General features: G+C 63.8%; 17 protein-coding genes. 13 read left to right on the forward strand and 4 right to left on the reverse strand.

The window, feature by feature from the left end; translation table 11 throughout:
* Window positions 1-107: 107 nt before the first annotated feature.
* The 6 genes from F2P44_RS09785 (at window position 108) to F2P44_RS09810 (ending at window position 8,562) form a co-directional block, all read left to right on the forward strand.
* Entirely contained in the window at window positions 108-1,058 is a 951-nt protein-coding gene (locus tag F2P44_RS09785) for an alpha/beta hydrolase family protein (RefSeq protein WP_223165016.1), read from the forward strand.
* 331 nt (window positions 1,059-1,389) lie between these two features.
* A complete protein-coding gene (locus F2P44_RS09790) occupies window positions 1,390-2,196 on the forward strand; it encodes an ankyrin repeat domain-containing protein (protein ID WP_167086506.1) in 807 nt (268 codons plus the stop codon).
* A gap of 62 nt (window positions 2,197-2,258) precedes the next feature.
* Complete coding sequence (locus tag F2P44_RS09795; RefSeq protein WP_167086507.1) at window positions 2,259-2,762, forward strand: DcrB-related protein; 504 nt, start codon at window positions 2,259-2,261, stop codon at window positions 2,760-2,762.
* A gap of 20 nt (window positions 2,763-2,782) precedes the next feature.
* The gene (locus F2P44_RS09800; protein ID WP_167086508.1) at window positions 2,783-7,075 is read left to right on the forward strand and encodes an RHS repeat-associated core domain-containing protein; all 4,293 of its coding nucleotides are present in this window, start codon (window positions 2,783-2,785) and stop codon (window positions 7,073-7,075) included.
* A 41-nt stretch (window positions 7,076-7,116) separates the two neighbouring features.
* On the forward strand, window positions 7,117-7,818 hold the full coding sequence (locus F2P44_RS09805) for an Imm26 family immunity protein (RefSeq protein WP_167086509.1): 702 nt from the start codon (window positions 7,117-7,119) through the stop codon (window positions 7,816-7,818).
* Between the two features lie 42 nt (window positions 7,819-7,860).
* Entirely contained in the window at window positions 7,861-8,562 is a 702-nt protein-coding gene (locus tag F2P44_RS09810) for an Imm26 family immunity protein (RefSeq protein ID WP_167086510.1), read from the forward strand.
* Here the strand turns inward: F2P44_RS09810 and F2P44_RS09815 are convergent.
* Window positions 8,505-9,155 carry a hypothetical protein gene (locus F2P44_RS09815; RefSeq protein ID WP_167086511.1) on the reverse strand — a complete coding sequence of 217 codons (651 nt, stop codon included), beginning with the start codon at window positions 9,153-9,155 and terminating at the stop codon, window positions 8,505-8,507. The two genes, F2P44_RS09810 and F2P44_RS09815, sit on opposite strands and share 58 nt — an antisense overlap.
* 182 nt (window positions 9,156-9,337) lie before the next feature.
* On the opposite strand from F2P44_RS09815, the gene F2P44_RS09820 reads away from it, so the two are divergent.
* From F2P44_RS09820 to F2P44_RS09840, 5 genes are all read left to right on the forward strand, one after another.
* Window positions 9,338-9,604 carry a hypothetical protein gene (locus F2P44_RS09820; protein WP_167086512.1) on the forward strand — a complete coding sequence of 89 codons (267 nt, stop codon included), beginning with the start codon at window positions 9,338-9,340 and terminating at the stop codon, window positions 9,602-9,604.
* A 263-nt stretch (window positions 9,605-9,867) separates the two neighbouring features.
* Window positions 9,868-10,221, forward strand: a complete 354-nt coding sequence (locus tag F2P44_RS09825; protein ID WP_167086513.1) for an ArsR/SmtB family transcription factor — start codon at window positions 9,868-9,870, stop codon at window positions 10,219-10,221.
* Window positions 10,202-10,636, forward strand: coding sequence for a YeeE/YedE family protein (locus F2P44_RS09830; RefSeq protein WP_167086514.1), 435 nt, complete (start codon window positions 10,202-10,204; stop codon window positions 10,634-10,636). The genes F2P44_RS09825 and F2P44_RS09830 overlap by 20 nt, the downstream gene beginning before the upstream one ends.
* Entirely contained in the window at window positions 10,636-11,070 is a 435-nt protein-coding gene (locus F2P44_RS09835; protein WP_167086515.1) for a DUF6691 family protein, read from the forward strand. Before F2P44_RS09830 ends, F2P44_RS09835 begins: the two co-directional genes overlap by 1 nt.
* Window positions 11,071-11,217: 147 nt before the next feature.
* Window positions 11,218-13,569 carry a S9 family peptidase gene (locus tag F2P44_RS09840; protein WP_167086516.1) on the forward strand — a complete coding sequence of 784 codons (2,352 nt, stop codon included), beginning with the start codon at window positions 11,218-11,220 and terminating at the stop codon, window positions 13,567-13,569.
* Window positions 13,570-13,661: 92 nt separating this feature from the next.
* Here F2P44_RS09840 and F2P44_RS09845 read toward each other — a convergent pair whose 3' ends face one another.
* Together F2P44_RS09845 and F2P44_RS09850 are read right to left on the reverse strand one after the other, a co-directional pair.
* Window positions 13,662-14,903, reverse strand: a complete 1,242-nt coding sequence (locus tag F2P44_RS09845) for a M20/M25/M40 family metallo-hydrolase (RefSeq protein WP_167086517.1) — start codon at window positions 14,901-14,903, stop codon at window positions 13,662-13,664.
* Between the two features lie 11 nt (window positions 14,904-14,914).
* Window positions 14,915-16,132 carry a urate hydroxylase PuuD gene (locus F2P44_RS09850; RefSeq protein WP_167086518.1) on the reverse strand — a complete coding sequence of 406 codons (1,218 nt, stop codon included), beginning with the start codon at window positions 16,130-16,132 and terminating at the stop codon, window positions 14,915-14,917.
* Window positions 16,133-16,255: 123 nt separating this feature from the next.
* On the opposite strand from F2P44_RS09850, the gene F2P44_RS09855 reads away from it, so the two are divergent.
* Together F2P44_RS09855 and F2P44_RS09860 are read left to right on the forward strand one after the other, a co-directional pair.
* Window positions 16,256-17,194, forward strand: a complete 939-nt coding sequence (locus tag F2P44_RS09855; protein ID WP_054266540.1) for a LysR substrate-binding domain-containing protein — start codon at window positions 16,256-16,258, stop codon at window positions 17,192-17,194.
* 82 nt (window positions 17,195-17,276) lie between these two features.
* Window positions 17,277-19,022: an allantoate amidohydrolase gene (locus F2P44_RS09860; protein WP_167086519.1), complete on the forward strand. Its 1,746-nt coding sequence runs from the start codon at window positions 17,277-17,279 to the stop codon at window positions 19,020-19,022.
* Window positions 19,023-19,174: 152 nt separating this feature from the next.
* Here F2P44_RS09860 and F2P44_RS09865 read toward each other — a convergent pair whose 3' ends face one another.
* On the reverse strand, window positions 19,175-20,335 hold the full coding sequence (locus F2P44_RS09865) for a zinc-dependent alcohol dehydrogenase (protein ID WP_167086520.1): 1,161 nt from the start codon (window positions 20,333-20,335) through the stop codon (window positions 19,175-19,177).
* Between the last annotated feature and the right edge of the window lie 41 nt (window positions 20,336-20,376).

The following is a 20,376-nucleotide window of genomic DNA, read 5'->3' on the forward strand; positions in this document are numbered from 1 at the left end:
CACCATCCGCAGTCCATGCAGCGCTCCCGAGCGCGTACGCTGTTCCCCGCCGCGCACCTTTCCGCCATGCATGTCGACGCCGCCGTGGCGTCACCAAAGGACTCACCATGAATTCCCTCCGTTTACCCGCGCTGATGCTGGCCCTGGCGGCTGCTTTTGGCGTCCAGCTGCACGCCGCTGCGCAGTCCCAGCCCGTCCGTCCGGCCAAATCCGCCGAGAGCGGCGACCTTGCCGACGCGCGCAAGGGATTCCGGACCACGCTGGTGCGCAAAATGCCCGCGCAGCCGCCCATCCCGGCGCCGCCGGCCGAGGTCTTCAAGCTGGTGAGCTACGATGCCGCGCCCGGCAAACTCGGCGCGTATCTGACGCCCGACCCGCGCGACGGCAAAAAGCATCCGGCCATCATCTGGATCACCGGCGGCGACTCCAACAGCATCGACGCGCTGTGGCAACCAGGGCCGGACAGCAACGACCAGACCGCGAGCGCCTATCGCAAGGCGGGCATCATCATGATGTTCCCGTCTCTGCGCGGCGGCAACGACAATCCCGGCGTGCGCGAAGGCTTCCTCGGTGAAGTCGACGATGTGCTGGCCGCCGCAAGCTACCTGGCCAGGCAAGCGTACGTCGATCCCGACCGGATTTACCTCGGTGGACACAGTACCGGCGGCACCCTGGCGCTGCTCACAGCCGAAATCTCGACGCGCTTTCGCGCCGTCTTTGCCTTTGGCCCGGTTGAAGACATCGATGGCTATGGCGGACGCTTCACCGGCTTCAATCCGGCCAATCCGCGCGAAGCGGCGCTGCGCTCACCCGGGCGCTGGCTCGAATCGGTGCGCTCGCCGGTATTCGTGATCGAAGGCGCGGGAGGCAATATCGACTCGCTGCTGGCCATGCGCAGCGCCACGCGCAACCAGCATATCCGCTTCATTCCGGTACACGGCGCCAATCACTTCAACGTGCTGGCTCCGGCGAACAAGCAGATCGCGCAGAAAATTCTCCTCGACACCGGGCCGGCCACCAATATCACGCTATCCCCCGCGCAAATGGCGCCGCGCTAGGCAGCGCCACGCGGGCAACGCGGCCCTCATGAGCAGGCACCAGATCGGGCTGTTTGCCACATGCCACGACGTTGACCGCAGCTCCCGGCTGTTTAGCAAACAGGTCGGCATGGCATTCAGTGCCGCCGGAGCCGGCTCATGCGTATGCTTGAGCGCGGCAAGCATGCTGATGAGCAGGAAAGTACGGTATGAATTGTCTGCGATGACATGATTTGCTAGAATCATCTTGTTTTTTTTATATTTAACATATATCGAGCAAGATCAAATCGCTTGCCGACCTGGAAAACGCCATCGCCATGCATGCCAAAAAAACCCTGTTCGTTGCCCGGAAATGAATAAAGCTCTCCGTGCCGCCGTGCTGGCTGCCTGCGTGCCGGGTTTGCCACTGGCCTGGGCAGCGCCGTTGCCCAACCAGCCATCGGCGCTCCAGCGCTGTCCCGCCAGCGCCGACAGCGCCGACAAACGCCAGGCCGCCGACCGGCCGCCGGCCCGCGCGCCACGCATCTTTGGCGCCCTCGGCAAGGAGCGCCACGCGGCGCTGAAAAAAATCCTGGATGCCGGTGACAATCCGAATTCCTGCCATGGCGGCATCACGCCGCTGATCGCGGCGGCGGCCAGCGGCGATGTGGACGCCCTCCACATGCTGCACCAGGCCGGCGCGGTGCTCGATGCGCCGCGTGGCGCCCAGGGTGGCAGCGCCCTGCACGCGGCGCTGGCCAGCAGCCGCTGGCCGGCCGCGAGCGCCCTGCTCGAACGCGGCGCCGATGCGCGCCAGCGCGACGACCATGGCAATACCGGCCTGCACCTGCTGGCCAACAGCGTCCACACGGCGGACACGCGCGCGCAAACCGCGCTGGCCGACATGATGCTCAAGGGCGGCGCCGCGATCGACCTGGCCGGGCCGCAAGCGAACACCCCGCTGATGCTGGCCATCGAAGCCGGCAACCATGACCTGACCGCTTTCCTGGTCGACCAGGGCGCCGACCCGGCCCTGCGCAACGCGCGCGGCGAGAACGCGCTGGCCATCGCGCGGCGGCGCGCCCTGCCCGGCATTGTCGCCATGCTGGAGCGCTGCATCGGCCAGCGTCCGCCGCACTGCGCCGATAACGCCGCGCCGCCGCGCTACTCGACCAAGTAGGGCCAGTCCCTGCCGACGCCCCCATTGCCAATCACTTTTTTCTCAGAAAACGGAACCAGCACATGAGCGACAACACCGCAGCAAACAGCACGGACCCGGCACCCCGGGTCGGCATCCACGAAGGCAGCATCGGCCTACCCCCAGGCTACCAGGACAACACCACCAATATCTTCGTACCGGCCGACCTGCAAAACCAGCCCAACCTGAGCATCGCGCGCGACTGGCTGGCCGAAGGCGAAACCCTCGCCACCTATGTCGACCGCCAGCTTGGCCTGCTCAAGGCGCGCCTGGCCGGCCACAAGCTGCTCGAGCGCACGCAAGAGCGCCTTGGCGCGCACCAGCCGGACATGCTGGGCGAACGGATCGACGCACAGTACAAGAACGGGCCCCAGACGATACGCCAGCGCCAGGCCGCTTTTTTGATCGGACCGAAACGCGCGCTGATCCTCACCGCCGCCACCGCGCGTCCGTTCGACGAGCGTTTTGATACCCTGTGGCGCAATTGGCTCGACAGTTTTGCACCGCCCGCCAGCACCAGCGGGGACCTTAGCTCAACCGACGCGTAAAAACCCAACGGAACGCCGCCATGTTCGAAGCCGCCCGCATTACCGACCCCATTTCCCACACCAGCGCACTGGCCGGTTTTCTGGTCGGCGCGATCATCGGCATCGCTCTCATCGCCGCCGTCGCCTTTGCCACCTTCACCTGCGGCTTCGGCGTGGCCCTGCTGGCGGGCCTGGCGGCCGGCGTCGGGGCGAGCGCCATCCTTTCGCTCAGCGAGAGCATCGGCAAGATGTTCTCGTCGCCGGCCGGGGTCATCGCCACCGGCTCGATGAACGTGTTCGCCAATAGCCTGGCGTCGGCCTACGCCACCGTCAGCACCGTCGCCTGCAGCATGCACCCGCCGGCGCCGGTGGTGGCCGACGGCTCCGGCAACGTCTTCATCAACAGCCTGCCGGCGGCGCGCAAGAGCGACACCATCGTCTGCGGCGCCAAGATCGACGGCGGCTCGGACAATGTGTTCATCGGCGGCGGCACCGTGCGTTACAAGGAAGTGGCCGACGAAGTCCCGGCCTGGCTGCGCACCACGGTCGACTGGGCCTTCGCGCTGGCCGGCCTGGTGGGCGGCCTGGCGGGGCTGGTCAAGGCGGCCGGCGGGCTATCGAAGGCGCTGCTGCCGTGCGCGGCCAAATTCATCGGCGGCTTCATCATCGGCGAAGCGGTGGGACGCTATGTCATCTCGCCGGTCGTCAGCCGCGTCATGGGCGGCTTGTTCGGCAAACCGGTGGAGGTGGCCACCGGCCGCAAGATCCTGCTGGCGCAGGATGAAATCGACTTTGTCGTGCAAAGCCCCCTGCCCCTGGCCGGCGCGCGCTTTTACGCCAGCAACCTGACTTGGGAAGGCAGCTTGGGCCGGGGCTGGGTACTGCCCTGGGACCTGCGCCTGCAGCAGCGCGACGGCAAGATCTGGTACAGCGACGGCCAGGGCCGCGAAACCGGCTTCCCGCTGGTGCAGCCGGGGCACACGGCCTTCAGCGAATCCGAACAATGCTACCTGGCGTGCAGCGCCGACGGCCAGTACATCCTGTACACCCTCAACGAAACCTACTTCGACTTCGGCCACCTCGACCTGGCCAGCGACAACATCGCCTGGCTGCGCCGGGTCGAGGACCGCAGCGCCCAGTGGATCAGCTACCAGCGCGACGACGCCGGCCGGGTCGAAACGATCCGCTCCAGCGGCGGCCAGGAACTGCGCCTGCACTACAGTGCCCTGCCGGCGCGCCTGACGATGGTCGAATGCACCGAGGGCGGCACGCCCGGACCGCTGGTGCGCTACGGCTACGACGGCGCCGGCCAGCTGCTCTCGGTCACCGATGCCAATGGCGACCTGTCGCGCCAGTTCACCTGGGCCGACGGCCTGATGACCAGCCACACCACGGCGCTCGGCCTGGTATCGAGCTACACCTGGGCCGTCGTCGAAGGCCAGCCGCGGGTGGTGGCCTGCCGCTCCAGCGAAGGCGAACACACCGAATTCCGCTACGACGTGGCGGGACGCCAGAGCTGGGCCACCGACGAACTGGGACGCAGCGCGCACTGGGTCTACGACGAGAACTTCCAGATCGTCGCCTGCACCGATCTCGATGGCGGCAGCTACCGCATGCACTACAACGCGGCCGGCCAGCCGCTCCTGATCGAGCTGCCGGGCGAGCGCACGATCGCCTTCGAATACGACCAGACCGGCCGCATTGTCGCCGAGACCGACCCGCTCGGGCGCGTGACGCACACCGCCTACGACGGCAACAGCCTGCGCGTGAGCCAGCTGACCACGGCCGACGGCAAGCGCTGGAGCGCGCATTACGATTACCTGGGCCGCCTGCTGTCGAGCACCGACCCGCTGGGCCGCGAAGCGCGCCAGGAATACCCGCCCGGCCTCAGTCCCTACCCGGTGCTGCGCATCGATGCGCGCGGCGGGCGCAAGTTCCTGGCCTGGAACCGGCGCGGCCTGCTCACCTCCTACACCGACTGCTCCGGCAAGACCACGCAGTACGCGTACGATGCCGACGGCCTGCTGGCCGAAGCGATCGATCCGATGGGCCAGCGCACCCGCATCGAGCGCATGCGCAGCGGCGAACCGGTGCGGGTCACCCTGCCCGACGGCAGCGTCGAAGCGTTCGAGTACAACGCGGCCGGCCACCTGGTCGAGCGCCGCTATGGCGCCGAGCGCGTCAACCAATGGGTGCGCAATGCGCGCGGCCAGGTGCTGGAGGCGATCGACCCGGCGCAGCGCCGCCTGCGCTATCGCTACGATGTGAAGGGCCGCGTGGTGGCGATGGAAGCCGGCAGCGACGCCCATTACCGCTTCGAATACGACAGCGCCGACCGCCTCGCGCGCGAAATCCGGCCTGACGGCATGGAGCGCCTGCTGCGCTACGACGCGGCGGGCAGCCTGGTGGAGATCGAAAAGATCGGCGCGCCGCTGCCGGCGCAAGCCGAACGGCCGCGCCGCAGCACCCGCTTCGAGCGCGACAAGATGGGACGCCTGCTGGCGCGCCTGACCGCCAGCGCCACCACCCGCTATGCCTGGGACCAGCAAGACCGCCTGCTGGGCGGCGCGCGCGTGCCGACCGATGCCGGCGCCGCGCTCGGCGTGGTGGCCAGCACGGTCAACTTCGACTATGACGACGCCGGCCGCCTGGTGGCCGAACACGGCGCCGAGGGCGCGGTCGGCTACGCATTCGACGAACTCGATAACCTGACCACGCTGAACCTGCCGCACGGGCAACGCATCGACACGCTCACGTACGGCGCCGGCCATGTGCACCAGATCCGCAGCGAGCAGCACGTCATCAGCGACTTCGAGCGCGACGACCTGCACCGCGAAGTGCAGCGCACCCAAGGCCGCCTGACCCAGCGCATGGGCTACGACGCGCTCGGACGGCGCGCCTGGCAGGCGAGCGGCCTGCATGCCGACAGCGTGGGCCAGGAACAGGGCCGCCTGTGGCGCAATTACCGCTACACCCCGGCCGGCGAACTGGCCGAACAGCGCGACAATCTGCGCGGCGGCATCGACTTCCAGTACGATCCGGCCGGCCAGCTGCAACGCGAAACGCGCAGCGCCGAGCAGCGCCAGGAACAATTCGCGTGGGACGCGGCCGGCAATCTGCTGGACGACATCGGCGCCAGGAGCCGCGGCCAGGTGGAGGGAAACCGCCTGCGCGTGTGGCAGGATATCCGCTTCGACTACGATGCCTGGGGCAATGTGGCGACCAAGCGCAAGGGCGCGCACCAGGTGCAGCGGTTCACCTTCGACGCCGAGGACCGCCTGATCAAGGTCAGCACCGAATCCTTGCGCGGGCTGGTGGAAATGCGCTTCGACTACGACCCGCTGGGCCGGCGCATCGCCAGCACCGAGACCCGCACCGACACGCGCGGCATCACGCAAGCGGAGCGCAAGCGCTTCGTCTGGCAAGGCTTGCGCATGGCGCAGGAAGTGCGCGAGCGTGGCGTGAGCAGCTATGTGTACAGCCCGGACGCGGCCTACACGCCGCTGGCGCGCATCGATGCGGTGATCGGCGGGGCGATGGCGGCGGCGGCGATCGACAATGCCCGCCAAGGCACGCGCGTGTTCCACTTTCACACCGACCTGGTGGGCGCGCCGCTTGAAGTGACCGACGACGCCGGCGAGATTGCCTGGGCTGGCAAGTACAAGGCCTGGGGCAAGGTCGATGAAGGCGAGGACGCGGCCCTGGTGGCGCGCATCGACCAGCCGCTGCGCTTTCCGGGACAGTACGAAGACCACGGAACAGGGCTGCACTACAACACGTTCCGGTATTATGATCCGGATGTGGGACGCTACATCAGCCAGGACCCGATCGGGCTCGATGGCGGCGCGAACTTGTATGCCTACGCGCCCAATCCGAGCGGGTGGATGGATCCGCTGGGGTGGATTCATGAGACGACGCCGGGGTACTTCGTGTACGAACTCTGGGCGCCGGGTGCCACCAAGCCATACTATGTCGGCATTACCGACGACCTGGCCCGGCGCAAGACAGAGCATCGCGAATCCGGCCGCATGCCGAAGGGGGCATCGATGAAGACGATTGCAGATGACGTTACGTATGGTAAAGCTCGTGGCATCGAACAAGCACACATAGAATTTAAAGAAACGAAGACCGGAACGGTGGGATCCGATCTGAAGAAGGCAACTACATACGACCAGCGAGGCAACAAAATTGCCTCATTCGATCACGATAATTTGACCCGCGACCGAACCCGCCAGGCATATTTTGAAAGCGAATTTAAAGCCGAGAAAGCGCGACTTGACGCCAGTGCCGATGGCAGTGGCAGCAAAGGTAGCAAAGGCGCGGGAGGCTGCTGAGCGGCCAGTTGGAAAATGCATTTATCAATAAGGAGCGTGTAATGGGATGGTGGAGTGCACCGGACAACCCGGAAGTAACCGTTGGCGATGCCGTACTGGACTCGGTCCGGCATTTTCTGCGCGATTTCAGCCGCGAATACCAGGAAGATTTGTCGCGAAAGCCGACCCTTCAGGAACTTGAATACGCCCTGAATCTGGCGTTCAAAGTCAACGTCGACAGCGACATCCTCGACGGCTTTGACGAACTGGAGATCAAACAGGTCGCGCTGAAAACTGCCAAACGACCGAAAAAACATAAAGTGACGCCAGGCGATATTTTTGCATACCGGCTGGAGGACGGCCGTTTCGGGTTTGGCCGCGTCGTCAGCCTTGCATCCGTCGGCGCATTTGCTGAGATCTTTGACTATTTCTCCGATCAACCCGTATTTGACTACAGCAAGCTCGATAAATGGCTTGTGCCGCCGGTACCGATTGAAAGCTATGCGCTGCTGGAGACGCGCTCGATTGGCGATTGGCGCACCATTGGCCATACGCCAGATTTCGTGCCCGGGCCGAAGTTCAACTCGCTGCGTTATCGGTACGGTTCCACCCCGAACACGCTAATGGCGATCGATATTTATGGCAAAAAGGCGCCAATCAGCGCTGCTGAAGCCGAAGGCTTGCAGGAATACTCTTCCTATGACGATTTCACCTTTAACGAATTCATCGTCAGTCATGTCCCGCCCCGCGCGAAGGAAAAATGAGTCCATACGCCAAATGTGCAGCTTCTGAATAGGAAGAGATTGATGGGATGGTGGAGTGCGCCGGACAATCCGGAAGTAAGCGTAGGCGATGCCGTGCTGGATTCGGTACGGCATTTTCTGCGTAATTTCAGCAGCGAGTACCAGGAAGACTTGTCGCGCAAACCGACGCTGCAGGAACTTGAATACGCCCTGAATCTGGCGTTCAAAGTCAACGTCGACAGTGCCATCCTCGACGGCGTCGACGAACTGGAAGTCAAGCAGGTTGCCCTGAAAACCGCCAAGCGGCCAACGAAGCACAAGGTGACGCCAGGCGATATTTTTGCGTACAAGCGGGAAGACGGCCGCTTCGGATTTGGCCGCGTGGTCGCCGCCGCCTCGGTCGGTGCGTTTGCCGAAATCTTCGATTATTTCGCCGAACAGCCGGTCTTCGATTACACCAAGATCGATACCTGGCTGGTGCCGCCGGTGCCCATCGAAAGCTACTCCCTGCTCGAAATGCGTTCGATTGGCGACTGGCGCATTATCGGCCACACGCCGGACTTTGTGCTGGGTCCGAAATACAAGGCCTTGCGTTATGTCTATGGTTCCAACCCGAACACGCTGATGTGGAAGAATATGGAAGGCAAGTCGGCACCAATCACCCCGGCCGAGGCGGAAGGACTGCCGCGCTACGTCGGCCTGGACGATTATCTGTTCGAGCAGCACCTCGCCAGCCACGTTCCACCGCGCAAACCAGCTAAATAGCGTGCACATGTTCCGTCGCCTGCGGCGGAACAGATCAACGGAGGGCGGGTGGCAGCCACTATCCCGCTCGACCGCAGAATTTGCCCCACTGGTTGCGCAGGCAGTGCCCGAACGCCTTCGCCACCGCCAACTTGCCCTGCACCGTTCTCAAGGTAACCGTGCAAACGAAAGGGGCGCCCCCCGCATTGCATGGGGAGCGCAGCGACGGGTAGGTCGGCATTGAACTGTATGTACACGCTCGCTTGCGCAAGCTCCGCCAACGCGATGCCCTTGTTGACCAGCGCGCGCTGCAAAAACGCCGCGTCATTTTTAGCGACCTGGGAGGCGCCGCGAGTAGACGGTATGGCAACACCGTCGAGCAATAGCAACAGAAAGGCGTAGTCAGGCGCGCTCGCCTCCTTGTACAGCTCGCCGAGCGCCCGGTAGCCGCCCACATCGTTATTGCGGCCGACGAAAGACTGCGACACGCCTGCCGCCACATGCTTCAAGGTTCCAAGCTTCATCATGCATCCTAGGTGGAAGGGGCCATACAGGCAGCACAGCGCATGCCACCCGGACTGCCATCCCCGGCGTTCGTTTTCCGGTTTATTCATATTAATATTCGGACACCTCATATTGCCGATCGACATCACTGGCGCGAATAACGCATATAGCCGTGAATTTGGCATTATTGACGTCAGTGATATGAGGCATCATAAATCGAAATTTTCTTTATAGCTGAGACTCTCTTATACTGCACTGCAACAACGCAATTTAATCCCCAGGAGAGTTCCAAATGAGCAGCGCCACCTACACCCAACCGACGAACCAAGGCTTCCGCCATTACCTGACCGACGTCAGCAATGCGGCGCGTGCCTTTGCCGCAGCGCTGTTCGCAGCGCAAGAGCGCCAGTTCATCACGCAGGAAGTAGCGCTCAAGCCAACCCAGAACGACCGTGCGCGCATGCGCAGCCACCGCAAGCTGATCGTCCTGGCGAATGCCTACCAGCATATGCATCCTAGCCTGGCGGCCGAACTGCGCAACCTGGCAGCGCGGGGTTGATCATGGAAGTGATCGAATATCTCCCGGGCGCCCTGGCCGCCATCGCGTTTGTCGTGCGCGTCGCCATCTTCTTCCGCGACGGCCCTGAGCCGGAGCAGGAACAGCAAGACGCATAAGTTCCCCCGGCCGCGCTCGCGGCCGGATGCATTTCCCGCGCTGCCACCGCCGCGGCGCACAAAACGCTTCCCTCCGGACAACTCATATAAAAATATTTTATCTTGTGATATATTATCCAGATACATATTGAGTGACGTTTCCAAGCCATGCCCAAGCCGGACAATCCGTTTGACCTTGCACGCTTCACCGAAGGCGCGGACAAAGCCTGCGCCCTGCTGAAAGTGCTGGTCAACCGCGACCGCCTGCTGTTGCTGTGCCAGCTGTCTCACCATGAGCGCAACGTGGGCGAGCTGGAACAACTGACCGGCATTCGCCAGCCGACACTGTCGCAGCAGCTCACCGTGTTGCGCAACGAGCAACTGGTCAGCACCCGGCGCGCCGGCAAGCAGATTTTTTACTCGCTGAGCAGCGCGCAGGCGACGGCCGTCATGGACGTGTTGTATCAGCAATTCTGTTCACCCACCCCGGAGCAACACGACGATGCCATCACTCCACGCTGACCTGATCCGCGCGCTGGCGGGGGGCGCCCTGATCGGCCTCGCCGCCGCCATGTTCCTGTTGCTAAATGGCCGCATCGCCGGCATCAGCGGCATCCTCGGCGGGCTGCTGCGCCCGGTGCGTAGCGAACTTGGCTGGCGCATCGCCTTCCTGCTCGGGCTGGTCCTCTCCCCGCTGGTGTTCGCGCTGTTCGCTCCCCTGCCCCTGGTGCATGTCGGGGCCGGCAAGGCGAGCCTGATCGTGGGCGGCCTGCTGGTCGGACTGGGCACCCGCTACGGTGCTGGCTGCACCAGCGGGCACGGTGTGTGCGGCATCGCGCGCCTGTCGCCCCGCTCGCTGGCCGCGACCGCCGTCTTCATGCTGGCCGGCTTCGTAACCGTGTTCGTGCTGCGCCATCTGTCCGGATCGGGCGCCTGATGAAATACGCCAGCACAGCCTTCATCAGCGGCCTGGTGTTCGGCCTTGGCCTGATCCTGTCAGGCATGACCGATCCTGCCAAGGTGATCGGTTTCCTGGACCTGGCCGGCGACTTCAATCCCGCCCTGGCGTTGGTGATGGCCGGCGCCATTCCGGTGGCGGCCATCGCCTTCCGCATCGCGGCCCGGCGCTCAACCACACTGCTGGACGGAGCGCTGCACCTGCCCGACGCGCGCAAGATCGACCGGCGCCTGCTGATCGGCGCGCTGACCTTCGGCGCCGGCTGGGGCGTGGCCGGCTACTGCCCCGGTCCCGCGCTGGCGTCGCTCATGACGGGCGGCGGCGATGCCTTGCTGTTCGTGGCGGCGATGGTGGGCGGGATGCTGCTCTTTGAATTGATCGAATCGGTCCGCAAGGCGCGCCGCGCCCCGTAATCACGAGCACGCGTTGCGCCTCCGGCACGCTCGTGCACACGGAAAACGCGCGACCGACAAGCCGCCCACACCCCGCCGCGCCTGCGCTAGAATGCGATCCTGCAACTTCTCGCATTTCCTTTCATTTCCTCTCGAACTGTATTTACCATGCGCCTATTTATCCTTCCCCTCCTGGCCGCGATGTGGGCGATCCCCGCCGTCGCCGCCACGCCCATCAGCCTCGACCAGGCGATGGCCCACCCCGACTGGATCGGCACGCCGGCGGAAACCGCCTGGTGGAGCTGGGACGGCAAGCAGGTGTTTTACAAACAGAAGCGCACCGGTTCCCAACTGCGCGACATCTACCAGGGCGCGCCCGGAAAACCACGCCTGGTGGGCGACGCCGAACTGGCCAACCTGGACAGCGACAAGGTCATCTACAACCGCGCGCGCACCCGCTCGATCATGCTGCGCAACGGCGACCTGTTCGAACGCGACCTCAAAAGCGGCGCGCTGACCCAGATCACGCGCGGCAGCAGCGGCCTGGCCGCGCCCCAATACGCCGCCGATGGCCTCAGCGTGCAGTTCCGCGTGGGCCACGAATGGCTCGGCTGGAACCGCGCCGACCGCCTGATCTCACCGCTGGCCGCGGCGCGCGCCACCAAGGACCCGGACGCCGCGCCGGATGCCGACAACCTGCGCGACCTGCAACTGCGCCTGATCTCCACGCTCAAGCGCCAGAAGGACGACCGCGACGCGGGGCGCGAGCGCGTCGAACAGGAACGCCGCGCCGATCCCACGCGCGCACCGGCGCCGATCTACCTGGGTGATAAAGTCGTCATCGACGGCAGCGCGCTGTCGCCGGATGGCCGCTGGCTGCTGCTGGTGACCGCGCCAAAGGCCACCGACAAGGGCCGCATCGGCAAGCTGCCGCGCTACGTGACCGAATCGGGCTACGAAGAATTCGACGACCAGCGTCCGCGCGTGGGCCGCAACGCACCGGTGTCGCACACGCTCAAGCTGGTCAACCTGGCCACGCGCGAGATGCGCGAGCTGTCCTTCGACAACCTGCCCGGCATCGGCGTCGATCCGCTGGCCGACCTGCGCAAGGCGCAAAAACTGCCTGAGCTGAAAGGCAACCGCGTGGTACGCGTGGACGACGACGGCGCCGCCGTCGAATGGAACCGCAACGGTACCGGCCTGGCGGTGATGCTGCGCGCCGCCGACAACAAGGACCGCTGGATCGCCACCGTCGACCTGGCCGGCGCCACGCTCAAGCCGGTCCACCGCGTCACCGACAACGCCTGGGTCAACTCGGGCAACAACGAATTCGGCTGGCTGCCCGATAACAGCACGCTGTGGTACCTGTCCGAAGAAAGCGGCTACGCGCACCTGTACACCCGCGCCAGCGACGGCAAGACGCGCGCGCTCACGCAGGGCAAGTGGGAAGCGACCCGCATCCAGTGGTCGGCCGATGGCAGCACGGCTTTCATGATGTGCAACCCGAAGAACCCGGGTACGTATGAAGTGTGCTCGGTCTCGGCCGTTGATGCCAAGCTGCGCGAAGTGACGGCGCTCGAAGGCGTGGAGCAGTTTGCGCTCTCGCCGGATGAACGCAAGCTGCTGGTGCACTATTCGTCGAGCTACATGCCGGCGCAGCTGGCGACCGTCGCTGCCAGTGGCGGCGCACCGGTCAAGCTGACCGATACGCGCTCGCCTGATTTCAGGGCACGCAGCTGGATCGAGCCGCAGTACGTTGCCGTGCCGTCGACCAAAGGCGCGGGCCAGATCTGGGGCAAGCTGTATCGCCCGGCGAATCTGGAACCGGGCAAGAAGTATCCAATCGTGATGTTCGTGCACGGCGCGGGCTACCTGCAAAATGTGAGCAAGCGCTATCCGGTGTACTTCCGCGAGCAGATGTTCCACAACCTGCTGGTCGAAAAGGGCTACATCGTGCTCGATCTGGACTACCGCGCATCCAGAGGCTACGGGAGCGCCTGGCGCACCGCGATCTATCGCCAGATGGGCTATCCGGAGCTGGAGGATTACGTCGATGGCGTCAACTGGATGGCGGCGAACCACCAGGGCGACCTGAAAAACGTGGGCGTGTATGGCGGCAGTTATGGCGGCTTCATGACCTTCATGGCGCTGATGCGCGAACCGGAGATGTTCAAGTCGGGCGCGGCGCTGCGGCCTGTAACCGACTGGACGACTTATAACCACGAGTACACCGCGAACATCTTGAATACGCCGGATCTCGATCCGGAGGCGTACCGCAAGTCGTCGCCGATCGAATACGCCGACAAGCTGCGCGGGAACCTGCTGATCTCGCATGGGATGGTGGACGATAACGTGTTCTATCAGGATTCGGTGCGCATCGCGCAGCGCCTGATCGAGCTGAAAAAGGATCACTGGGAACTGGCCAGCTATCCGCTGGAACGCCACGCGTTCGTGCAGCCGGAGAGCTGGTACGACCAGTATCGCCGGATTTACCAGCTGTTTGAGCGGACGTTGAAGTAACGCGAGGATACCGCCGTTCCCGCTAGTTCCGTCGTTCCCGCTAGCTCCATCGTTCCCGCGCAGGCGGGAACGACGTTATGGACGGCGATGGCCTAATCCGACACCGCAAGAAAATCCAGCAACGTCAACGCCACCACCTTGGTGGCCTTGCGCAAATCCTCCAGCGCCAGGCGTTCATCGGCCTTCTTCGCATTCGACTCCGGCACCGTGCGCGGCCCCGCGCCATACAGCACGGCCGGAATCCCATGCTCCCCATACAAACGCGCATCGGCATACAACGGCGTACCCTGCGCCGGAATTTCCTCGCCGATCACCTGCTTGCCATTTTTCTGCAGGCTCGCCACCAGTTTGTCCGACCCCGGCAACGGCCGCAGCGCATGCGACAGCAGCAAGCGCCTGATCTCGACCCGGATGCCCGGCTCGCCGCGCACGGCATCTTCGATCAGCGCCCTCACCTGCGCCTCCACCGCGACCGGATCTTCTTCCGGAATCATGCGGCGGTCCATCTTCATCACGACCTTCCCCGGCACCACGTTGGTATTGGTGCCGCCATCGATACGGCCCACCAGCATGGTCGGCGAATCGATACCCGCCACCTTCGACTTGATTTTCTTAAGTTCCGGCAGCTGCCCGTAAATCGCATTCAGGATGCGCGTTGCAGCCTGCAGCGCATCGTGCCCGGTCTCCGGCATGGCGCCATGCCCCGACTTGCCATGGACCGTAATTTCCAGCTGCAGGCAGGCGTTATGCGCCGTGACGATGTTATAGCTGAAGCCCGCCGCGATGACGAAATCGGGCTTGGTCAGCTTTTGTTCGAGCAGCCAGCCCGGCCCCAGCAAACCGCCGAATTCCTCGTCGTAGGTGAAATGCAGTTCAAGGCCGCCCTTGAGCGGCACGCCCAGCGCTTCCAGTGCGCGCACGGCAAAAATATACGTCGAAAAATCGCACTTCGACACCGCCGCCGCGCGCCCGTAAATAAAGCCATCTTCGACCACGCCGCCATACGGCGGATGCACCCAGCCTTCGCCCGGCGGCACCACGTCGCCATGCGCATTGAGCGCGATGGTCGGCCCGCCCGCCGCATACGGCCGGCGCACGATCAGGTTGGTGATGCTCGCCATGCCGTAGTCGCGCACCGCCTGCGCCGGCACCGCATGCTTCTCGGCGCTCCAGCCGAATGCGTCCACCATGCTGGCCACGGCGTCCGCGTGCGGCGCATTGTTCCCCGGCGGCGTGTCGGTCGGGATGCGGATCACTTGCTGCAAAAACGCCACCTGTTCGTCGAAATGGGCGTCGATCCAGTCGATCAGTTTTTCTTGTGCTTGCATTGTCATTCCTGTTCTTCCTATTTAGCGCCGGCTTCGAACCACGCGGCGACCTGCGCGCGCTCGGCATCGGTCATGTTGGTCAGGTTCGCGATCGGCATGGCCTTGAGCTGCACCGACTGCTGGTAAATTTTCGCTGCGTTCTGATGAATCAGTCCCGCGTTGTGCAGCATGATGCCGGCCGGTGCGCTGGCAAACCCGGGCTGGGTCGGATGCTCGGCGTGGCAGGTCGCGCAGCGCTGCGTGATGATGGCCTGCACCTGCGCGAACTGCGCCGCCGGATCGGCGCCGGCAACGGAAGCCGCTGGCGCATTGGGCGCGATCGCAATGGCCACCGCCGCCAGCAGCGCCACGCCGGCCGCCGGATACTTCCATTCCACGCGGCCCTTGTGGCGCAGGTTGAAGAAGTGGCGGATCAACACGCCCGCCGCCATGATCCCGGCCAGCACCGCCCACGCATGCTCGTGGCGGTACGTCATGGCGTAGTGATTGCTGATCATGATGAACAGGACCGGCAAGGTGAAGTAGTTGTTATGCACGCTGCGCTGCTTGGCCTTGAGGCCGTGAATCGGGTCCGGCTTCTGGCCCGCCATCATCGCGGCCACCATCTTGCGCTGCCCCGGAATGATCAGCATCAGCACATTGGCCACCATCATGGTGCCGATCATGGCGCCCACGTGGATGTAGGCCGCGCGCCCGCTCAGGTATTTGTTCAGCACATACGCGCTGGCGACCAGGAACAGGAACATCACGATCCCGAACGGCAGGTCGCGCTGGCCTAGCGGGGAGCGGCACAGCAGGTCGTACACCGTCCAGCCGACAACCAGGCTACCGATGCCGATGCCGATCGCCTGCCACGAACTGAGGTCCGCCACGGCCTTATCGACCATCATCGCCTGCGCATTGAAGTAGTAGACGATGGTGAGCAGCGCGATGCCGGACAGCCAGGTGGAATAGGCTTCCCACTTAAACCAGTGCAGTTCCTTCGGCAGTTCCGCCGGCGCAACCAGGTATTTCTGCGGGTTGTAGAAGCCGCCGCCATGCACCGCCCACAATTCGCCCGACACGCCCTTCTTGGCCAGGTCGGAACCCGGCGCCGGGGGGCGGATGGTGTTGTCCAGCCAGACAAAGTAAAACGAGGCGCCGATCCAGGCGATACCGGTGATCACGTGCAGCCAGCGCACAATGAGGTTGAGCCATTCGAGGCCGTAGGGGATCAGGTATCCGAACACTTCCATGGGGGTTCCTTGTTGCGTGGGCTGCGGCGATAGTAGCGCGATTTTACCCACGATAAACTGATTCAAGTGCCACAACATGAAATATGGCGTATATTCGACATACTCGAATTCATATACATACCGATGTCCAGCCTTCCCCAACATCTCGACCTGCACCTGATCCGCATTTTGTACCTGCTGCTGGTCGAAAAAAACGTCTCGCGCGTGGCGCTCAAGCTTAATCAGCCGCAGCCCTCGATTTCGGCATCGCTGCGCAAACTGCGCGAACTGACCGGCGACCCGCTGCTGGTGCGCGGCGCGCGCGGCATGGTGCCGACCCAGCATGGCGAAAGCCTGCTCAAGCCGGCCAAGCGCATCCTCGACGAAACCGAGAGCCTGTTCGTCAAGAAGTCGCCCTTCGTGCCGCAAGAAGAAGCGCGCACCTTCCACATCGCCGCGCCGGATTACCTCGACAGCCAGTTTTTGCCGAACGTGGTGGCGGCGCTGCGGCGCGGTTCGCCCAACAGCCGCGTGGTGATCCACAGCCTGGGCGGCGGCGTCGATTACATCCGCATGCTGTCGGACGGCGACATGGATCTCGTCATCGCCAACTGGGACGAGCCACCGGCGCACCTGCACATCTCCAAGCTGTTCGAAGACCCGATCATCTGCACCATGCGCGCCGACAGCCCGTACGCCAAACGCACCGCCAGCGATGCGATGACGATCGAGGATTACCTGTCCCTGCCCCACGTGGCGCCATCGCAGATGCTGCCCGGTTACCACGGCGTGATCGACTCCTTCCTCGAACGCCAGGGCATGCAGCGCACGGTGGCGGTGGAATCGGCCTATTTCGGCCTGATTCCGTATATGCTGACGCAGACCGACCTGGTACTGACCACCGGCCGCCAGTTCATGCGTTTTTACGAAAAGACGCTGCCGCTCAAGAGCTTCACAGTGCCGGTAAAATTCCCGCCGATGCGGTTTTACCAGCTGTGGCACGAACGTGTGCACCAGGCGCCCGAGCACAAATGGCTGCGCGACCAGGTCAGCGCGGCGGCCAAGGCGCTGGTACAGAAGTAGCGATAGCGGTTATCAGCTGGCTCGTATAGTCGCAAAGCGGCCAGCGCTTATGATCGATCATCAAAGATGGAATACCCATAACATGACTACATTGACGGATTTGAACAGCTGCGACGCGGCGGCCTTTGTCGGCACCCTGCACGGCATTTACGAACACTCGCCGTGGATTCCGGAACGCGCATTGTCGGGGCGCCCTTTCGCCACCGTTGCGGCGCTCAAGTACGCGCTGCAAACGGCGGTGACCAAAGCCAGCGTGGACGAACAGCTTGGCCTGATCCGCGCCCACCCCGAACTGGCCGGCAAAGCCGCCATCGCGGGTGAACTGACGCAGGAGTCGACCAATGAGCAGGCCAAGTCCGGCCTGAACCTGTGCAGCGCGGAAGAATACGCGACCCTGCACAAGCTCAATGCCGACTACAACGCCCGCTTCGGCTTTCCGTTCATCCTCGCGGTCAAGGGCCCGGACGGCAACGGCCTGACGCGCCGTGCCATCATCGACACCTTCACGCGGCGCCTGAAAAACCAGCGCCCCGACGAGATGGCCGAATGCCTGCGCCAGATTCACCGCATCGCCGAATTGCGCATCAACGACCTGCTCACGCTGACGCCCGTATTCGGTCCCACCGTGATGCAATGGGCCGAGACCATCGGCGCATGGAGCGAAGCGGACGATGGCCTCACGTGCTCGTACATGACCGGCGTGCACCAGCGCACCGCGGCGCAACTGGCCGAATGGATGCGCGACGCCGGCATGGAAACCTATATCGACGCCGTGGGCAATGTGGTTGGGCGCTATCTGTCGGCTGACCCCGATGCGAAGACGCTGATGACCGGTTCGCACTACGACACCGTGCGCGATGGCGGCAAGTACGACGGGCGCCTCGGCATCCTGCTGCCGATTGCGGTGGTACGCCACCTGCACGAGCGCGGCGAACGCCTGCCCTATCATCTCGAAGTGGTCGGCTTCGCCGAGGAAGAAGGCGTGCGCTTTCGCAGTACCTTCCTGGGCAGTAACGCGGTGATCGGGCAGTTCGACATGGCGCTGCTGGAGCAGGTCGATGCCGACGGCGTCACCATGTTGCAGGCACTGACGGCGGCTGGCCACCATCCCGCCGCGATCGCCTCGGTCGCGCGCAATCCGGCCGATCTGCTGGGTTTTGTGGAAGTGCATATCGAACAGGGGCCGGTGCTGCTGGAGCGCGGACTGGCGGTGGGCGTGGTGACGGCGATTGCCGGCAGCTCGCGCTACCTGGTCGACCTGACCGGACTGGCCAGCCATGCGGGCACCACGCCCATGAACATGCGCAAGGATGCGGCGGCTGCTGCGGCGGAGATCGTGCTGCTGGTGGAGCGGCGTTGCAGCGGCGCCGGGTCGCTGGTGGGTACGGTGGGACAGTTGCAGGTGCCGAATGGATCGGTGAATGTGATTCCCGGTCATTGCAAGCTGTCGCTGGACATCCGCGCTGCGGACGACGCTGTGCGCCACGCGGCCGTCAAGGAGATATTGGACGGCATCGAGGCGATCTGCGGGCGCCGGCATGTGGAAGTGGAGATTGAACAGATCGTGTCGGCACCAGCCGCGCCATGCGCGCCAGCGCTGATGGACCAGTTAGGCGACGCAATCGAACGCGCCGGCCTGCCGCGTTATGACCTCGCATCCGGCGCAGGGCATGATGCGATGGCGATGGCGAAGATGACCGATGTGGCGATGTTGTTTACCCGGTGCGGCAACGGCGGAATCAGCCATAACCGGCTGGAGACGATGACGGGCGATGATGCGGAACTGGCGGCACAGGTGCTGCTCGATTTTTTGAAGAACCTGCTATAGCATCCTTCCCGCGCAGCCTTGCATCGTCGTTCCCGCGCAGGCGGGAACCCAAGTTTGCTCGTTTAGTCGGCGACTGCGCGACGGACTTGGGTTGCCGTGGGGGCGCCTAGCCCTGCGCGGGAAGTCGGTTCTGCCAGTGGCAGAAACGACGATTAGGGCGTCAGCACCACCTTCCGGCACTCATCCTCTTTTTTATCGAACATCTTGTACCCCTCCGCTGCCTGCGACAGGTTCAGGCGATGCGAGATAATCGCATTCGGATGCAGCTTGCCTTCCTCGATGAACTTGAGCAGCTCCGGCATATGCTTCTGCACGTGCGTCTGCCCGGCCTTGATCCCGATCCCCTTCTCGAAGATATCGCCAAACAGGAAGCCGTGAATGAATCCGGCATACAAACCAGGCACGCTGACAGTCCCACCGCGCCGCACGGCGGCGATACACTGGCGCAGCGCCTTGCCGCTGCTGCCTTCGAGCTTCAGGCTGGTCATGACGGTTTCCACCGCACTGCCCTTGGCCTCGAAGCCGACCGCCTCCACCACGCCATCGACTCCGCGCGCATCGGTGTGATCGAGGATGAACTCCGCAGCGTCGCAATCGTCGAAATTGACCGGAATGACGTCATACGTCTTGCGCGCGAATTCAAGCCGGAACGCGTGATGGTCGACCATGAAAATCTTCTCGATCCCCAGCATGCGCGCACTGGCCGCCGCCATCTGCCCCACCGGCCCCGCACCAAAAATCGCCAGGCTGCCGCCCTTTCCGACACCCGTGTTGAGCACCGCCTGGTAACCGGTCGGCAGAATGTCGCTCAAGAAAAGCACTTGCTCGTCGGCCAAGGTCAGGGGAATCTTGATCGGGCCGACATTCGCCTTCGGGACCCGCACGTATTCGGCTTGCCCGCCCGGCACGCCACCATACAAATGACTGAACCCGAACAGCGCCGCGCCGGAGCGCAGGCTTTTCTTGTTCATGATCGAGCCACGATCGGGATTGGTCGTCTCGCATGCGGAGTACAGATCCATGTTGCAGAAAAAGCAGCTGCCGCACGCGATCACGAACGGCACGACCACGCGGTCGCCCTTCTGCAGCTTGGTAACATTGGGGCCCGTCTCGACGACTTCGCCCATGAATTCATGGCCCAGGATATCGCCGCTTTTCATCGCCGGGATCTTCCCGCGATACATGTGCAGGTCCGATCCGCAGATCGCGGTGGCAGTCACTTTCAGGATGATGTCGTCCAGATCCTGCAAAATCGGATCGGGAACGTTATCAACCTTGACGTCGTTGCTCCCGTGATAGGTTAAAGCGCGCATGAACTGTCCTCCTCATGGAAAAGGACAGCGTAACAAGCAAA

Origin of the sequence: Massilia frigida (genome assembly GCF_011682175.1) — a bacterium.
GTDB lineage: Bacteria > Pseudomonadota > Gammaproteobacteria > Burkholderiales > Burkholderiaceae_D > Telluria_A > Telluria_A frigida.

Excerpts from the sequence above, each read along its gene's own strand:
- F2P44_RS09785 (WP_223165016.1), top strand. The coding sequence starts at position 108 with ATGAATTCCCTCCGTTTACCCGCGCTGATGCTGGCCCTGGCGGCTGCT.
- F2P44_RS09790 (WP_167086506.1), top strand. The coding sequence starts at position 1,390 with ATGAATAAAGCTCTCCGTGCCGCCGTGCTGGCTGCCTGCGTGCCGGGT.
- F2P44_RS09795 (WP_167086507.1), top strand. The coding sequence starts at position 2,259 with ATGAGCGACAACACCGCAGCAAACAGCACGGACCCGGCACCCCGGGTC.
- F2P44_RS09800 (WP_167086508.1), top strand. The coding sequence starts at position 2,783 with ATGTTCGAAGCCGCCCGCATTACCGACCCCATTTCCCACACCAGCGCA.
- F2P44_RS09805 (WP_167086509.1), top strand. The coding sequence starts at position 7,117 with ATGGGATGGTGGAGTGCACCGGACAACCCGGAAGTAACCGTTGGCGAT.
- F2P44_RS09810 (WP_167086510.1), top strand. The coding sequence starts at position 7,861 with ATGGGATGGTGGAGTGCGCCGGACAATCCGGAAGTAAGCGTAGGCGAT.
- F2P44_RS09815 (WP_167086511.1), bottom strand. The coding sequence starts at position 9,155 with ATGAATAAACCGGAAAACGAACGCCGGGGATGGCAGTCCGGGTGGCAT.
- F2P44_RS09820 (WP_167086512.1), top strand. The coding sequence starts at position 9,338 with ATGAGCAGCGCCACCTACACCCAACCGACGAACCAAGGCTTCCGCCAT.
- F2P44_RS09825 (WP_167086513.1), top strand. The coding sequence starts at position 9,868 with ATGCCCAAGCCGGACAATCCGTTTGACCTTGCACGCTTCACCGAAGGC.
- F2P44_RS09830 (WP_167086514.1), top strand. The coding sequence starts at position 10,202 with ATGCCATCACTCCACGCTGACCTGATCCGCGCGCTGGCGGGGGGCGCC.
- F2P44_RS09835 (WP_167086515.1), top strand. The coding sequence starts at position 10,636 with ATGAAATACGCCAGCACAGCCTTCATCAGCGGCCTGGTGTTCGGCCTT.
- F2P44_RS09840 (WP_167086516.1), top strand. The coding sequence starts at position 11,218 with ATGCGCCTATTTATCCTTCCCCTCCTGGCCGCGATGTGGGCGATCCCC.
- F2P44_RS09845 (WP_167086517.1), bottom strand. The coding sequence starts at position 14,903 with ATGACAATGCAAGCACAAGAAAAACTGATCGACTGGATCGACGCCCAT.
- F2P44_RS09850 (WP_167086518.1), bottom strand. The coding sequence starts at position 16,132 with ATGGAAGTGTTCGGATACCTGATCCCCTACGGCCTCGAATGGCTCAAC.
- F2P44_RS09855 (WP_054266540.1), top strand. The coding sequence starts at position 16,256 with ATGTCCAGCCTTCCCCAACATCTCGACCTGCACCTGATCCGCATTTTG.
- F2P44_RS09860 (WP_167086519.1), top strand. The coding sequence starts at position 17,277 with ATGACTACATTGACGGATTTGAACAGCTGCGACGCGGCGGCCTTTGTC.
- F2P44_RS09865 (WP_167086520.1), bottom strand. The coding sequence starts at position 20,335 with ATGCGCGCTTTAACCTATCACGGGAGCAACGACGTCAAGGTTGATAAC.